Source organism: Pontibacter brevis, assembly GCF_054779655.1.
Genome location: NZ_BAAGXV010000007.1, coordinates 45,451 through 61,858, shown reverse-complemented (window position 1 = coordinate 61,858; position 16,408 = coordinate 45,451). Strand labels below are relative to the sequence as shown.

The following is a 16,408-nucleotide window of genomic DNA, read 5'->3' as shown; positions in this document are numbered from 1 at the left end:
TACTATATTGCCCCCCAGGGTGTGTGCCCGATTTTGTTCTTTGCCGGAAGCAAAGGCATCTTTTCCTGTTATAAAAAAAGAATTCTCTAAAAATACCTTTTATGCTACGATTAGCTATCCAGAAATCCGGTAGGCTGAGTGAAGATTCGCTGAACCTGATCCGTGAATGTGGTATCTCCTTTGTCAACAGCTCCCTGAAGCTCAAAACTGAATCAACGAACTTCCCACTCGAAATTCTGTACCTCCGCGATGATGATATTCCCGGCTATGTAGCCGACGGCGTGGCCGACATCGGCATAGTGGGCGAAAACGTGCTGGTAGAAGAGGGGAAGCAGTCGCTGACGGTGGAGAAACTGGGCTTCTCTAAATGCCGCCTGGCTCTTGCTGTTCCTAAAACCATGGAATACAACTCCATCCAGGACCTGAACGGAAAAAACATAGCCACTTCCTACCCGAACCTGCTGCAGGCTTACCTGAAAGAGCAGGGCGTGGAGGCGGATATCCATACCATCAGCGGCTCCGTAGAAATTGCCCCAAGCATCGGCCTGGCAGAAGCGATTTGTGATATTGTGAGTTCGGGCAGCACCCTCATCAGCAACGGTCTGAAAGAGGTGGAGCGCGTGTTCAAATCAGAGGCAGCCCTTATTGCAAATGAGGACCTGAGCGAAGAAAAGCGGGAGATCCTGGAAAAACTCCTGTTCCGGATACATGCCGTGCAGCGTGCTCGCAAAAAGAAGTATATTCTGCTGAACGCACCAAACGAGAGCCTGGATGAAATCCGTGCCTTACTGCCAAGCATCAAGTCGCCTACCATTCTGCCGCTGGCCGAAGATGGCTGGAGCTCGCTGCATTCCGTGGTGAATGAAGACGACTTCTGGGAGATTATCGAGAAGATAAAAGCTGCCGGTGCACAGGGCATTCTGGTTATTCCGATAGAAAAAATGATTATCTAAGGCATGCGTAAAATCATAAATCCAAATCAGGGGGAATGGCAGGAGCTGGTAAAGCGCCCTACCAAAAAACTGGAAGAACTGGAGCCGGGCATACTCGAAACATTCAGGCTGGTGCAGGAGCGGGGTGATGCTGCCCTGCTGGAACTGGCTGCGAAGTACGACGGGGTGCAGTTGGAAAGCCTTTTAGCCACAGAAGAAGAAATTGCGGCGGCAGAATCCAGGATATCCGCGGAACTGAAAGCGGCCATTCTACAGGCATACAGCAACATCCAGGTATTTCATACACAGCAGGCAGAGCCGATGAAGCAGGTAGAGACCATGCCGGGTGTGACCTGCTGGCGCAAAAGTTTGGCCATCGAAAATGTAGGCCTGTACATTCCGGGTGGCACAGCGCCTTTGTTTTCCACGCTGCTGATGCTGGGCGTGCCGGCACGTATTGCCGGATGCAAAGAACTTGTGCTTTGCACGCCTCCATCCAAAGATGGCTCTGTACACCCAGCCATATTGTATACCGCTTCTCTTTTAGGGGTGAACAGGGTGGTGAAGACAGGCGGTGCACAGGCTGTAGCCGCACTGGCTTTTGGTACAGAAACAGTGCCTGCCGTTTACAAGATATTCGGCCCCGGAAACCAATACGTGACGGTTGCCAAGCAACTGGTGAGCAAAGCCGGTGTGGCGATTGATTTACCTGCCGGACCGTCGGAGGTGCTGGTGATGGCCGACGATTCTGCCAACCCTGCTTTTGTGGCCGCCGACCTGCTGTCGCAGGCAGAGCACGGGGCGGATTCGCAGGTGGTACTGCTCACGACTTCTGAAAAACTGCTGGCGAAAGTGGAGCAGGAACTGGAAGCACAGTTAGCTGTTTTGCCCCGTAAAGAATTTGCACAGAAAGCACTGGATAACAGCATCGGAGTTGTTTTGGGAAGCGTGTCAGAAATGATGGACTTCTCGAACCTCTACGCCCCAGAGCACCTGATCCTTTCCATCCTCAATTTCGAAGAGGCGCTGGACAGCATCACCAATGCGGGTTCGGTTTTCCTCGGGAACTACAGCCCGGAGTCTGCCGGTGACTATGCTTCGGGCACCAACCACACGCTGCCTACCAATGGCTATGCCCGCGCCTACAGTGGCGTGTCATTAGACAGCTTTGTGAAGAAGATTACCTTCCAGTACATCACGCCGGAAGGTTTGCAGCAGATTGGCAGCACCATCGAAACCATGGCCGCCGCCGAAGGGCTGGAGGCGCATAAAAATGCAGTTAGTATAAGATTGAAGGAGGTAAACCGTGTTTAACCTGAATGCTATTATCCGGCCGAATGTGCAGAAGATGAAAGCCTACTCTTCGGCCCGTGACGAATTTAAAGGCGCTGCCAGTGTGTTCCTGGATGCCAATGAAAATAACCTCGGCAGCCTTGCCGGCGAAAACTATAACCGCTACCCGGACCCGCACCAGAAGAAGCTGAAGGAGCGCATTGCGGAACTGAAGGACGTGCAGCCAGACCAGATTTTCCTGGGCAACGGCAGCGACGAGGCCATCGACCTGCTGTTCCGGATGGTGTGCCGCCCCGGGCAGGATGCTATGCTGCACCTGCCGCCTACCTACGGTATGTACGAGGTGTCTGCCAACCTGAACGATGTGGCGCTGGAGGCCGTGCAGCTGACGCCTGATTTCCAGATACCGGTAGAGGAGCTGCTGGCGCAGGTGAAGCCGAACACCAAAATCATCTTTATCTGCACGCCGAACAATCCCACTGGGAACGCCATCGACACGAAGAGCATAGAAACCATTCTGCGCAATTTCAACGGATTGGTGGTGCTGGACGAGGCTTACGTAGACTTCGGCCATACGCCAAGCTGGACCACCCGCCTGGCTGAATTCCCGAACCTGGTTGTGTTGCAGACTTTTTCAAAAGCGTGGGGAATGGCCGGTTTGCGCCTCGGTCTTGCTTTCGCCTCTGCCGAAATCATCTCTGTACTGGATAAAATCAAGCCGCCTTACAACATCAACGAGGCCACGCAGGAACTGGCACTGGAGGCCCTGACCCGTTCTGAAGCCCTGAAGGACATGGTAGAGGAGATTGTGCAGGAGCGCACGCTGCTCATGCAGGTACTGCCTACACTGGACGCGGTAGAGAAAGTTTTCCCTTCGGATGCCAACTTCATCCTGGTGAAGGTGAAAGACGCAAATGGCCTGTACAAATACCTCCTGGGCGAAGGCATTGTGGTGCGCAACCGCTCCAGCCTGCCCGGTTGCGAGGGCTGCCTGCGCATATCAGTCGGTACACTGGAAGAAAACCAGCAGTTGATACAGGCGATTTCTGAGTTTGAGTAGGCCTGTACTCCTGATTTGATTAACCTGCACCAAAGCCTTCAACTCAGAAAGCAAAAGCTGTACTGTCATTTCGAGCGCAGTGAGAAATCTGTGTTATTTCATGACCCCGCAATATTTCAGATTTCTCACTGCGTTCGAAATGACAATGGTTTTATATAATAGGTAGGTACCTTCCGCCCTTGCTGTGTCTTTTGACCAGCAAGCATTTGTAGGTGAAAACACACAACAAGGGCTGCGTTTGAAGCCAGAAGTAAAGTATTTACCATTAAGCTTTCGAAGCAATTAATTAAACCAGTCCACATAATTTTAAAAGACTACCATCACTTAGTCCCTATGTCATTTGCCCTTTATCTATAGACCTCAACATGAAAAAAGCATTAATCATAGACCGTGACGGCACCATCCTGGTTGAGCCGAAAACGGATTACCAGGTAGACTCTTTTGAGAAGTTTGCCTTTGTGCCCGGCTCCATCAGCAACATGGCGAAGATTTTCCGCGAACTGGATTACGAGTTCGTGATGGTAACCAACCAGGACGGCCTGGGCACCGACTCTTACCCGGAAGATACCTTTTGGCCTTATCAAAACAAGATGCTGGAGATTCTGGAAAGCGAGGGAATCAAATTTGATGACATCCTGATTGACCGCAGCTTTGAGCACGAGGGGCTGGAGACACGTAAGCCGGGCATTGGCATGATGAAAAAATACCTGGCAGGAGAGTATGACCTGGAGAACAGCTACGTGATAGGCGACCGTCTGACAGACGTGAAGCTGGCGCAGAACCTGGGAGCCAAAGCCATTTTTATCGGCGACACTCCGGCAGAAGGGGCAGCCCTGAGCACAAACAGCTGGGAGGAGATCTACGCTTTCCTGAAGCAGCCAGCTACACGCAAAGCAACTGTAAGACGCCGCACTTCTGAAACAGACATCCTGGTGGAGCTAAACCTGGATGGTACTGGTAAAAAGGATTTAAATACCGGCTTAGGCTTCTTTGACCACATGCTGGAGCAGGTGGCGAAGCACGGAAAGCTGGACCTGACTGTACAGGTAAAAGGCGACCTGCACATAGACGAGCATCACACCATCGAAGACACAGGTTTGGCATTGGGCGAAGCCTTCCTGCAGGCACTAGGCGATAAGCGCGGTATCAGCCGCTATGGCTTTTTCCTGCTGCCTATGGACGACGTGCTGGCCCAGGTGGCCATCGACTTCAGCGGCAGGCCCTGGGCAGTATGGGATGGTGAGTTCAGGCGGGAAAAAGTAGGGGACATGCCAACAGAGATGTTCTACCACTTTTTCAAGTCTTTCAGCGATACCTCCAAATCGAACCTGAATGTAAAGGTGGAAGGGCAGAATGAGCACCACAAGATAGAGGCTGTTTTTAAAGCTTTTGCACGGGCCATCCGAATGGCCGTAGAGCGAGACCTGCAGGATACCACCATCCCTAGTACAAAAGGTACGCTTTAGAGGAAAAAATATAGCAGTAAAAGAAGTGTCTGTGTTCAACCGCTTCTTTTACTGCCATTTTATATAATTTAATTAGCCCGGAGCCAATCTTCTGCTTCTTCCACTGTTTCGAAGGTGCTGATACATTCATAATCCTGCACAAAGCGCAGTGATTTGTCTGTAGAGAGCCTGCTTAGTTTACTAGGCGAGTACACCCAGGCAAAACATAGCATCCCGGCCGCATTCATCCTTGGCATCCAGTCTTGCCCAACCCATTTTGAAGCGCCAGACCATATTCCTTCCACATTGGTGTTGTCGTTCAGGATTTTATAGCATTGATGTTCCTCCATGAAGTGGAGGATCTTTTCACAGCCTGCTGTAACTGTATCAACATTTACATATCCCCGCCAATTCACATAGATCCAATCTTCCAGGTGGTTTAGCTCGATTACAATATAAGTGTCTCTGTATAAAATTTCGTTTCGTGCTAATTTCATCATTCAGCTCACCTTTTAGTACGAAGGCCACAAATTTAATACGCAAAAATGAAGGAAGCTACTAAATATAGTATATTTATTATATCTTAATATATAAGGCAGTATCCAGCTAAAATGCTATATGTTTTTTCCTGTTACCAAATCGGGAGTTTTCAAAACATTGATTTCCTGATTTTTGCCAGTTAAGAAACAAATTGTATATAGCCGGTCCACCTCCTTAATGAAAAATCAAATTTTTACACAAAACTGTAAAATTTATACTAGGAGTATGCGACCGGGTGCTGCGCGGCTCATATTATCCGGACAACTGCTGTCTTTAAACGTTATTCCCCTAATCCCGGAATCTACCCCAAAGGGTCCTGCTGGAGTCAGGTTCTACCAGTCGTCTTTAGTCAGAAACCTGGTAAAGTCGCCTATACTACGTTCAGCCATAGCAGGTCATTCTTTAATTCGCAGGCTCTTGGGTGGACTGATACCTGTCTTACAATATCTACTTTCGATACTGTTTTACCTCGTATGCCTGCACAACCTAAAAATTGTTCTTTTTTCATTATAAAAATTTAAGCGTAACTTTAAGACTAACGGGTAAAAAGAAGGTTTCATTGTTGCCTCAAACCTCCTGAAGCACGAATCTCCCGGCTTAGGGAAACAATACTTCAGTTGCATAGCTAGTTATAATAGAAGCAGGCATCCTGCCTTTTCCCATATTTCTTCAGAATTAATTTTACATTCCTTCGGGAGATACCGGTCAGCATGAGGCGAATTGTTATTTTTTTTATTTTTCTGTTTTTTTCTCACCCTTACACTTTTTCCCAGGATATAGGTTTTGATAATGTTGCCTCCGCTGCGGTTACTGCTGAAGCGGTTCAAAAGTTATCTAAAGCCATTACTTTTCAGACCGCTTCAGATGTGAATGAGGAGGAAGTCCGGTATTCAGAGTTTCTGGACCTTCACGACTACCTCGGGGAAGCATTTCCTGCCTTGCACCAGCAACTGCAGAAAAAAGTTGTGAATGGTTACAGCCTGCTGTATACCTGGCTAGGCAAGGACCCTGAACTGCCTCCTATACTGTTAAGTGCACACATGGATGTGGTGCCGGTAGAGGAAGAGACAAAAGACGACTGGCAGCAGCCCCCTTATGCGGGCGTGGTGAAAGACGGCTACATCTGGGGCCGTGGGGCTTTAGACGACAAGTACCGTGTAATAGCCATTATGGAGGCTGTGGAGCAGCTGGTGCTGCAGGGGTATAGCCCCGAAAGAACTATTTACCTGGCTTTTGGGCATGATGAAGAAATAGGGGGCACCGCCGGGGCTGGCAAAATAAGCGCTTTTCTGCAGGAGCAGGGTGTGAGACTCGAAGCTGTGTTTGACGAAGGGCTTGCCATAGCCAAAGGCGTGCTGCCGGGTATAGAAGAGCCTATTGCTTTTATCGGCACGGCCGCAAAGGGGGGCATTAACCTGCAGCTAAAGGTAAAAGGGGAGGGAGGCCATTCTTCTGCACCACCCCGCGATACCCCGATCTCCATTTTAAGTGCTGCCCTGAGTCGCCTGCACGACAACCCTTTTCCAGCCCGCATGATTCCGACCTCAAAAGAAACCATGGAATTGATGGCTGATAAAATGGGAGGCAGGTACAAATTTGCCATGCGGCATTATGGCCTTTTCAAAGGTAAGATTTTAAAGATGCTGGCACACGACAGGGCCACCGATGCACTCATTCGCACACAAATGTCTCCTACTGTTTTAGAGGCCGGAGACGCTTATAACGTGATGCCTCGTATGGCGAAGGCTGTACTGAACATTCGCATACTGAACGGGGAAACAAAGCAAACGGTGCTGGAGCACGTTAACCGAGCCATCAACGATGAGCGGGTGCTGGTAGAGCAGGTGGGCGTGTATACCCCGCCATCGCCCATCACTACAACGGATACCTGGATTTATGCTGCATTAGAGCAGAGTATCAGGCAAACCTTTCCGGATGTTTCACTTGTGGTACCAGCTCTCTTCCCGGGTTCAACAGACGCGAAGCATTATGCCAGTCTCACGAACAACATCTTTCGCTTTGCGCCACAGGTGGTAAGCCGGGAGGATGCACAGTTGGTGCATAATGTAGATGAGCGCCAGGAGGTGGAGGTTTTCGAAACCAGCATTGGCTTCTATAAGAAGCTGATAAGGAATACCTGTGGCGATGCTCCTCTCCAGGTAGTACTGCAGCAGGAGGAGGAGGGTTTTCCGGTTGATGTAACGAATGATTAAAAAAACAGGGCTAATTGTTGGGAGTTTTCAAATTAGCCTCTACATTTGTAAAAGTCGGGGCTAAGTTAGCCTTTCCTGTTAAAGACAAAGATATAAGTGAATCAGAACCTACATACAGCTTGGTGGTGGCACGTTGAAAATCAGAACGTGAACAGCACAGCTATGTAGTTTATGAAGAAATGAAATAGCACACGATATAAGAGAAAAGCCCGCTGTTCACAGGAATAGCGGGCTTTTTGTTTAGCACCTTCTATAAAACAATGAAGAACTACAAAATCAGTACTACCTTTAAGCGCCTGCTGGCCGATACGCTGACACCTGTTAGCGTATACCTGAAACTACGCGATCGCTTCCCTAACAGCATCCTGCTGGAAAGCTCCGATTACCACGGCGCGGAGAACAGCTTCTCTTATATCTGTTGCAGCCCTATGGCCAGCATCAAGGCGGAGAACGAGGTGCTGACAGAGACTTTCCCGGATGGCAGTGTCCGCCATACCGACATCACGAAAGAGGTAAATGTGCCCGCGCAACTGGCTGCTTTTGCCGGAAGTTTCGACATAGAAGAGCAGAATAAGTTTAACTTCATCCACAATGGGCTCTTCGGCTACATGAACTACGATGCCGTGCGTTACTTTGAGGATATAGATTTGAACCTTCGGCCGGACCGCCAGCAGATCCCTGATTTATACTATGCGGTGTACCGCCACATCATTGCCATCAACCATTTTACGAACGAGGCTTTCATTTTCGCCCATAACTACAACCAGGGCAGCGATGATGGCATCAGCCAGCTGGAGGCGCTGCTGAACAGCCGCAACATCCCGAGCTATTCTTTCAAGCCTGTAGGTGAGGAAGAGCACAACATCAGCGGCAACGATTTTTTAAAGAACATCGAGAAGGCAAAGCAGCATTGTTTCAGGGGGGATGTGTTCCAGTTGGTGCTTTCCCGGCGTTTTGCCCAGGCCTTCCAGGGGGATGAGTTTAACGTGTACCGGGCCCTCCGCTCTGTAAACCCTTCGCCTTACCTGTTTTACTTCGACTACGGCAGCTTTAAAATTTTCGGCTCCTCTCCGGAGGCGCAGCTGGTGATAAAAGACAAAAAGGCAAGTATCTTTCCAATTGCAGGTACCTTCAGAAGAACCGGAGATGATGCCGCGGATGCTGCCCTTGCCGAGAAACTACTGGCAGACCCGAAAGAGAACGCCGAGCACGTGATGCTGGTGGACCTGGCCCGTAACGACATCAGCCGCAATGGCCACAGCGTGAAAGTAGAGACCTTCCGCGAGATACAGTTCTATTCCCATGTGATTCACCTGGTTTCCAAAGTATCCGGAGAGCTGAACAAACAGGAGGATTCACTGCCGATGATAGCCAGCACTTTTCCGGCGGGTACCTTGTCTGGGGCACCTAAGCATATGGCCATGCAGCTCATCGACCGCTACGAAACCACCAACCGAGCCTTTTACGGTGGCTGTATCGGCTTCCTTGACTTCAACGGGAACTTTAACAGCGCCATCATGATTCGATCTTTTTTAAGCAAAGACTATAAATTATACTACCAGGCCGGTGCAGGCATTGTGGCCGCTTCTAACCCCGAGAGTGAGCTGCAGGAGGTAGACAATAAACTGATGGCACTGCGCCGTGCCCTTCAAATAGCACAGGAGATTAACTGATATGAAAGTTCTTGTTATTGATAACTACGACTCGTTTACTTATAACCTCGTGCACCTGCTGCAGGAGTTAGGCGCACAGGTAACGGTGCGGCGGAATGATAAAATCACCTTGGAGGAGGTCGGTAAATTTCAGAAGATCATGCTCTCACCAGGCCCGGGTATCCCGGATGAGGCAGGTATTCTGAAGGATGTCATCCGTACGTATGGGGCGAGCAGGAGCCTGTTTGGCGTATGCTTAGGCCATCAAGCCATTGGTGAAGTATATGGTGGCAAGTTGTTTAACAGCAATGAGGTGTGGCATGGAATTGCCACACCAGTGCGTGTGGTAAGCGAGGACGAGCCGCTATTCCGGAACCTGCCACAGCAGTTCGGAACAGGCCGCTACCACTCCTGGTTAGTGGAAGAGCAAATGCCGGACTGCCTGGTGCCAACCGCGGTAGACGAGGCTGGCCGTATTATGGCCCTCCGCCACAAGGAGCATGATGTACGAGGCGTGCAGTTCCACCCCGAGTCAGTGCTGACGGAGCATGGAAAGCAAATCATAAAGAACTGGCTGGAAAGCTGAGTTAGTAGCAGGATTACGGGGCAGAGGGTAAAAGACTTTACAAGAATAAGGTCATCCTGGTCCTTTTACAATGACCTTTTTCCTGTTTACAAATTCTTTTGTCCTTTGTCTAACAGTCTTTAATATAAATAAAGCAATGAAAGAAATATTGAATCACCTGTTCGAGCATAAGACGCTTACAAAAGAGCAGGCCCGGGAAGTGCTGGTAAATGTGACTGCAGGGAAATATAACCAGAACCAGATTTCCAGCTTCCTGACTGTTTTTATGATGCGGAGCATTACGGTAGACGAACTAGAAGGCTTCCGGAGCGCCTTGCTCGACCTTTGCCACCGCGTTGATCTGGATGCTTATCAACCAATAGACTTGTGTGGTACGGGTGGTGACGGTAAAGATACTTTCAACATCAGCACGCTGTCCTCTTTTGTTGTGGCGGCTGCCGGCGTGCATGTGGCCAAGCACGGAAACTACGGCGTGTCTTCTTCCTGTGGTTCCTCGAATGTGCTGGAGGCTTTGGGTGTCAGGTTTACAACGGATACCGATGCACTGGAACGAAGCATCGACAAATACAACATCTGCTTTTTGCACGCGCCCCTGTTCCACCCCGCCATGAAGAGCGTGGGGTCAATTCGCAGAGAGTTAGGTGTTAAAACTTTTTTCAATATGCTGGGCCCGATGGTGAACCCAGCCTTCCCAAAGCGCCAGATGGTAGGAGTTTTCAGCCTGGAGCTTGCCCGCATGTACGGCTATCTTTACCAGCAGCAGCCAGACGTTCACTACAGCATTATCCACACCCTGGATGGTTATGATGAAGTTTCCCTGACTAGTCCTTTCAAAGTGATTTCTGATAACAAAGAGGCCTTGTATGATGCGGAAACGCTGGGCCTTCCAACCCTGCAGCACGGTCAGATAAAAGGCGGTGGGGATGTAGCGGCATCAGCAGAAATCTTCCTGAACGTACTGGAAGGGAAAGGCACGGAAGCGCAGAAAGCGGTAGTAGCAGCTAATGCCGGTATGGCTCTACAAACGGCCAAGCCGGAATTGGCTGTTCAGGATGCTGTTGCCCTTGCGAAGGAAACACTTGAGTCAGGGGAGGCTTATGCCTTATTTAACAGGCTGATAAACGACGAGAAACTGGCAACGGCCTGACAACCGGCTTCCTGCCATGAGCAAGGCAGGTACGGCGAGGTTGGACGGCTCAATTCATAAACTTAAATTTGCCTCCAATAAGGCACCAGCATACGAAACAACATGAACATCTTAGACGAAATCATTGCCCAGAAATATAAAGAAGTAGCCGAGCGCAGGGAACTGTACCCGGTAAAGCTGCTGGAGAAAAGTATTTACTTTGGTACTCCCTGTGTTTCCCTGGAGCACTACCTGCTGCGCCCCGATAAAAGTGGCATTATTGCAGAGATAAAGCGAAAGTCACCTTCTAAGGGTGACATTAACCCCTATGTTTCTGTAGAGAGAACCTCTATCGGCTATATGCAGGCGGGTGCCTCCGCTTTGTCTGTCCTGACAGATACAAACTACTTTGGGGGAAAGAACGAGGACCTGATTACTGCCAGAAAATTTAACTATTGCCCCATCCTGCGTAAAGACTTTGTGGTCGACGAGTACCAGATCGTGGAAGCAAAGTCTATTGGTGCGGATGCCATTCTACTGATTGCGGCGGCGCTGGAGCCTGCCCGCCTGAAGGAACTGGCCGCCTTTGCACGAAGCCTCGGCCTTGAAGTATTACTGGAGGTACATGACCTGGAGGAGTTGCAGCAGAGCCTGAATGATAATGTTACGGTGGTGGGGGTGAACAACCGTAACCTGAAAACCTTTACTACCGATGTCGGTTTATCTTTTGAGCTGGCAAAGCACATTCCTGAAGGGATGACCAAGATTTCGGAAAGTGGCCTGAGCCAGCCGCAAACACTGGTGGATCTGCAGGAGGCAGGCTATAACGGCTTCCTGATTGGCGAAAGCTTCATGACCAGCAGCCGGCCGGAGCGTGCTGCCGCTGCCTTTATAAAAGAATTCCTGGCACTGCAGGAAAAGAAGGGGACCCTGGCATGAAGGCAAAAGTCTGCGGCATGCGTGAACCCGAGAACATCCGGCAAGTAGCTGCGCTGCAACCGGATTTTATGGGTTTTATCTTCTACCAGGCATCCAAGCGTTTTGTCGGAGACACCATCACACCCGAATTGCTGGCTTCGCTGCCTGCTTCTGTCCAAAAAATAGGTGTGTTTGTGAACCAGAGCACCGAGGAGATAAAAGAAACGGTAAAAATTTACGGACTGGACCTGGTGCAGCTACATGGCAAGGAAACGCCACGGCAATGCCAGGAGCTGCAGGAAGCAGGCATCCGGATGATCAAAGCGTTCTCTGTGGACGATGCTTTCTCCTTTGAAAGCACCTTGCTGTATGAACGGTACTGCGACTATTTTCTGTTTGATACCAAAGGCAAGCAATACGGTGGTAATGGGGTGGTTTTTGATTGGGAACTGCTGAAAGGGCATATTTCTACCAAACCGTACTTCCTGAGCGGTGGGTTGAGCCTGCAGAACCTGCAGAGCGAGGAGTTCCAGAAGCTCAGGCCCAAACCTTTTGCCGTGGATGTAAACAGTGGCTTTGAACAGGAGCCAGGCTTGAAAAAGGTGGCGCAACTGAAGGAACTGATGCCGTTAATAAAAAGCAAGTTATAATGTGCCACCCGACGATAGGAGCGATCTGAATAAGTAAGTCAAAACCTATATCAGATTTCTCCCTTTGGTCGAAATGACAATTAGTAATAGAGACTAAAAACATGAAATACTCAGTTGACGAAAACGGCTTTTACGGCAAATTCGGTGGAGCCTATATCCCTGAAATGCTGTTCCCGAATGTAGAAGAGCTTCGCGAAAATTACCTCAAAATCATGCAGGAGCCCGCTTTCCAGGAGGAACTGCAGGCACTGCTAAAAGATTATGTGGGGCGCCCCACGCCGCTTTATTTTGCTAGGCGCCTGTCGGAGAAATACAACACCCAAATCTACCTGAAGCGGGAAGACCTGAACCATACCGGGGCCCATAAAATCAACAATACCGTAGGCCAGGTGCTTATGGCAAAGCGGCTGGGTAAGAAACGCATTATTGCCGAGACAGGTGCTGGTCAGCATGGGGTGGCCACCGCAACGGTGTGTGCCCTGATGAACCTGGAGTGTATCGTGTACATGGGCGAGGTAGATATTCTGCGCCAGGCACCTAACGTTGCCCGCATGAAGATGCTGGGTGCTACGGTGGTACCTGCCACCAGCGGAAGCCGCACTTTAAAAGACGCTACCAACGAAGCTATCCGCGACTGGATCAATAATCCTGAAGACACTTACTATATCATTGGCTCTGTAGTTGGTCCACATCCATACCCAGATATGGTGGCACGCTTCCAGGCTATTATCTCGGAAGAGATGAAGTGGCAGTTAAAGGAGAAGACAGGCAAAGAGAACCCGGATTATGTGGTCGCCTGTGTGGGAGGTGGCAGCAATGCAGCGGGTGCTTTCTACCACTACCTCGATACACCTGAAGTGAAACTGGTTGCTGTGGAAGCCGCCGGGATGGGCGTAGAGTCAGGGGAGTCTGCTGCTACGTCTGTGCTTGGTAAGGAGGGCATCATCCATGGTAGCCGTACTTTACTTATGCAGACGGAAGACGGGCAGGTAACGGAGCCTTACTCTATCTCTGCCGGTTTGGACTACCCGGGAGTTGGACCGATGCACGCGCACCTGCACGAGTCGAAGCGGGCTATCTTCGAAAACATCACCGATGAGGAAGCATTGCAGGCAGTACTGGAACTCACAAGGCTGGAAGGGATAATTCCGGCGCTTGAAAGTGCCCATGCCATTGCTGCGCTGGATAGAATAGGAGCAAAGCCTGAGGATGTAGTGGTGGTGAACCTGTCAGGCCGGGGTGATAAAGATTTGACAACGTACTTAGATAGATTCCAATTAAATGGATAACAGAATCAAGACGCTTTTTGAACAGAAGCCGCAGGGCCTGCTCTCTGTTTACTTCACAGCAGGTTACCCTAACTTAGAAGACACTGTACCGATTATACTGGAGCTTGAGAAAAATGGCGTAGACCTGATTGAGGTGGGCATGCCGTTCTCTGATCCACTGGCTGATGGACCTACCATACAGCAAAGCAGCGATATAGCGTTACGCAACGGGATGACGATTGCAAAGCTGTTTGAGCAGTTAAAAGATATCCGGCAGAAAACACAGATTCCGCTGGTGCTGATGGGCTACCTGAACCCGGTGATGCAGTTTGGCGTGGAGCGCTTCTGCCAGATGGCAAGGGAAGTAGGTATTGATGGCATCATTCTGCCTGATTTACCGCTTGCAGATTATGTGCGGGAGTACAAGCAGTTGTTTGAAGAAAACAACCTTAGTAAAATTTTCCTGGTTACGCCTCAGACCCCGGAAAAGCGTATCCGCGAGATAGATAGCCATACCAATGGCTTTGTCTACATGGTTTCCTCTGCCTCCACCACCGGCAGCACTACCGGCAAGGCAGTGGCCAACACAGATTATTTCCAGCGGGTGCGGTCAATGGAACTGCGTAATCCCGGCCTGATAGGTTTTGGCATTCATGACAACGACACCTTTACACAGGCATGCCAGCATGCGAAAGGCGCCATTATCGGCAGCGCGTTCATTAAGGCGCTGGCGCAGGAGGGAAGCCTCCAAGAAAACATCCAGTCATTTATTCAACGCATTAGAAACGAACGATGATCATACAATTACAGCAGGGCATATCCGCTGATATAAAAGAAAATATCCTGCAGGAAATTAAAAAAGTGGGCTTCAAGGGAAATGAAGTAGTCACTCAGGAAGGCCATTACATTGTAGGAATAGGTAAAAAAGATTTTGATATCCGTACGATTGGCCAGTTGAAAGGTGTGGCGGACATACACCGCGTGTCGGATGAGTACAAGCTGATTTCCCGCAAATGGAGAGTAGAGCCTACCCGTATCGACATTGGCGATGGCGTGGTCATTGGGGAAGGAAGCTTCAGCATTATGGCAGGGCCTTGTTCTATTGAAAGTGAGAAACAGATACAACTGGTAGTCGACCACTTGGTAGCAAACGACGTTAAGATCATGCGGGGTGGCGTGTTCAAACCAAGAAGTTCTCCTTATGCGTTCAGAGGTATGGGTATGGAAGGGTTGCAGATGTTTTACCGCATTTGCCGCGAGAACGGCATCAAAATCATCACCGAGGTGATGCAGGTGTCGCAGATTGAGGAGATGATTGACTTTGTGGATGTATTCCAGGTGGGTGCCCGCAACAGCCAGAACTTTAACCTGCTCGATTCCCTGGGTGAAGCACAAAAGCCCGTATTGCTGAAGCGTGGCATCTCCGGTACACTGGAGGAGTTGCTGCAGGCAGCAGAATACATCTTCTCGAATGGTAATGAAAAGATCATGCTGTGCGAGCGTGGTATCCGCTCCTATGAGAATGCCTACCGCAATGTGCTGGACCTGAATGCGGTGCCGGTACTGAAAGCGAAAACCCATCTTCCTGTCATTGTGGACCCATCCCACGGCATTGGCCTGCGCGATTATGTAGAGGAAATGTCTTTAGCGGCAGTGATGGCAGGCGCTGATGGTGTTATCTATGAAACGCACCAGAAGCCGGAAGAAGCTTTCTCTGATGGGCAGCAAACACTCAACTTCCAGGAGTCGGAGCGCCTGATTAAGCGCATGCGCAAGGCCTATGCGCTGCGCGAGAGTTTCTAAAACAACAAAGAATATCCAATTGAAAAGCCTGATTCAGCCCTGAATCAGGCTTTTTCATGAGAAAACAGCTAAGTATTGCATTTTCTCCGTATTCAAAAAGAGCAATAAATGAAACTATGGATAAACTGTACCCGATTTACCATTTCTTCAAAGGAAGTTTTCTAAGTTGTAAAAAAAAGCCGGCTTCTGGACTCATACTCCTGATAGGCTTCTTACTATCCGGGTGTTCTAATTTTCAGGAATCATCAAAATACCAATTTACGGAAGGGTTCTATAGAGTGAAACTACACGATGACAAGCCAACAAGACGCATGTATGTGGACCCGCTTCAGGAAGACTCTTTAATGCTGTATCCTGTTCGTCCTTCAGCTCAGGGGCCTGTGCTGGATTCATTAAATAAGGTAGTGCTGAACACGGCTTTTGAAACAGATGAGCCACTTACAGAGCATTATTCTTTTGCCACACCCTCTTTCGACATAGATTTACTAAGCATCCCTTTCAAGTACCGACCCGGTACATCCGGTTTTCCGAAACAACTCAACACCAGTATTCAGGCCGCACTTTACTTAGGTTTGCGGAACGATTACTTCAGAATGGGATATAACAGAACCCCCATCGGTAATTATAAAAGGCACTTTAATCATTTTGGCTTTAGTATAGGGCTTTTCTCCGGCCTTGGTTCTACCGTAATGAACGAATCTGTTACACTGGGACAGGTTGCTTATGAGTATGAAGGAGTTGTTTTAGTGAATGGGATAGCGGGTATAGTTGGCATCAACAATTTTACACTGGGCCTGGCTGTTGGCGTAGACCATTTACTGGATGAAAACCGGCAGGAGTGGATTTATCAACGAAAGCCATGGGTGGGGCTGGCATTCGGCCTTAACCTGAACTGACAAAAGAAAGCGATCTAAGAAGCAAC

15 protein-coding genes are annotated in these 16,408 nt (G+C 49.5%); 14 read left to right on the top strand and 1 reads right to left on the bottom strand.

Going from position 1 to position 16,408, the window contains the following annotated elements:
* Nucleotides 1-101 precede the first annotated feature (101 nt).
* From hisG to hisB, 4 genes are all read left to right on the top strand, one after another.
* The gene (gene hisG / locus ACYVB1_RS01650) at nt 102-953 is read left to right on the top strand and encodes an ATP phosphoribosyltransferase (protein WP_460919831.1); all 852 of its coding nucleotides are present in this window, start codon (nt 102-104) and stop codon (nt 951-953) included.
* Nucleotides 954-956: 3 nt separating this feature from the next.
* Nucleotides 957-2,246, top strand: coding sequence for a histidinol dehydrogenase (gene hisD, locus ACYVB1_RS01645; RefSeq protein WP_460919829.1), 1,290 nt, complete (start codon nt 957-959; stop codon nt 2,244-2,246).
* The gene (gene hisC / locus ACYVB1_RS01640; RefSeq protein WP_460919827.1) at nt 2,239-3,285 is read left to right on the top strand and encodes a histidinol-phosphate transaminase; all 1,047 of its coding nucleotides are present in this window, start codon (nt 2,239-2,241) and stop codon (nt 3,283-3,285) included. Before hisD ends, hisC begins: the two co-directional genes overlap by 8 nt.
* Nucleotides 3,286-3,650: 365 nt before the next feature.
* Nucleotides 3,651-4,751, top strand: a complete 1,101-nt coding sequence (gene hisB, locus ACYVB1_RS01635) for a bifunctional histidinol-phosphatase/imidazoleglycerol-phosphate dehydratase HisB (protein ID WP_460919825.1) — start codon at nt 3,651-3,653, stop codon at nt 4,749-4,751.
* A gap of 68 nt (nt 4,752-4,819) precedes the next feature.
* On the opposite strand, the gene ACYVB1_RS01630 is transcribed toward hisB, so the two are convergent.
* Nucleotides 4,820-5,230, bottom strand: a complete 411-nt coding sequence (locus ACYVB1_RS01630) for a hypothetical protein (protein ID WP_460919823.1) — start codon at nt 5,228-5,230, stop codon at nt 4,820-4,822.
* Nucleotides 5,231-6,136: 906 nt separating this feature from the next.
* Between ACYVB1_RS01630 and ACYVB1_RS01625 the strand changes: the two genes are divergently transcribed.
* From ACYVB1_RS01625 to ACYVB1_RS01580, 10 genes are all read left to right on the top strand, one after another.
* Nucleotides 6,137-7,483 (top strand): M20/M25/M40 family metallo-hydrolase, encoded by a 1,347-nt coding sequence (locus ACYVB1_RS01625; protein WP_460919821.1) that lies wholly within the window; start codon nt 6,137-6,139, stop codon nt 7,481-7,483.
* Nucleotides 7,484-7,743: 260 nt separating this feature from the next.
* Nucleotides 7,744-9,156 carry an anthranilate synthase component I family protein gene (locus tag ACYVB1_RS01620; RefSeq protein ID WP_460919819.1) on the top strand — a complete coding sequence of 471 codons (1,413 nt, stop codon included), beginning with the start codon at nt 7,744-7,746 and terminating at the stop codon, nt 9,154-9,156.
* A 1-nt stretch (nt 9,157) separates the two neighbouring features.
* Nucleotides 9,158-9,721 carry an anthranilate synthase component II gene (locus ACYVB1_RS01615; protein ID WP_460919817.1) on the top strand — a complete coding sequence of 188 codons (564 nt, stop codon included), beginning with the start codon at nt 9,158-9,160 and terminating at the stop codon, nt 9,719-9,721.
* 136 nt (nt 9,722-9,857) lie between these two features.
* On the top strand, nt 9,858-10,868 hold the full coding sequence (gene trpD, locus ACYVB1_RS01610; protein WP_460919815.1) for an anthranilate phosphoribosyltransferase: 1,011 nt from the start codon (nt 9,858-9,860) through the stop codon (nt 10,866-10,868).
* A gap of 102 nt (nt 10,869-10,970) precedes the next feature.
* Nucleotides 10,971-11,786, top strand: coding sequence for an indole-3-glycerol phosphate synthase TrpC (gene trpC, locus ACYVB1_RS01605; RefSeq protein ID WP_460919813.1), 816 nt, complete (start codon nt 10,971-10,973; stop codon nt 11,784-11,786).
* Nucleotides 11,783-12,415 (top strand): phosphoribosylanthranilate isomerase, encoded by a 633-nt coding sequence (locus tag ACYVB1_RS01600; RefSeq protein WP_460919811.1) that lies wholly within the window; start codon nt 11,783-11,785, stop codon nt 12,413-12,415. The genes trpC and ACYVB1_RS01600 overlap by 4 nt, the downstream gene beginning before the upstream one ends.
* Before the next feature lie 101 nt (nt 12,416-12,516).
* Nucleotides 12,517-13,704, top strand: a complete 1,188-nt coding sequence (gene trpB, locus ACYVB1_RS01595; RefSeq protein WP_460919809.1) for a tryptophan synthase subunit beta — start codon at nt 12,517-12,519, stop codon at nt 13,702-13,704.
* The gene (gene trpA / locus ACYVB1_RS01590; protein WP_460919807.1) at nt 13,697-14,479 is read left to right on the top strand and encodes a tryptophan synthase subunit alpha; all 783 of its coding nucleotides are present in this window, start codon (nt 13,697-13,699) and stop codon (nt 14,477-14,479) included. Before trpB ends, trpA begins: the two co-directional genes overlap by 8 nt.
* Entirely contained in the window at nt 14,476-15,486 is a 1,011-nt protein-coding gene (locus ACYVB1_RS01585; protein ID WP_460919806.1) for a bifunctional 3-deoxy-7-phosphoheptulonate synthase/chorismate mutase, read from the top strand. The genes trpA and ACYVB1_RS01585 overlap by 4 nt, the downstream gene beginning before the upstream one ends.
* Nucleotides 15,487-15,764: 278 nt before the next feature.
* Nucleotides 15,765-16,382 carry a hypothetical protein gene (locus ACYVB1_RS01580; RefSeq protein ID WP_460919804.1) on the top strand — a complete coding sequence of 206 codons (618 nt, stop codon included), beginning with the start codon at nt 15,765-15,767 and terminating at the stop codon, nt 16,380-16,382.
* The last annotated feature ends 26 nt before the right edge of the window (nt 16,383-16,408 follow it).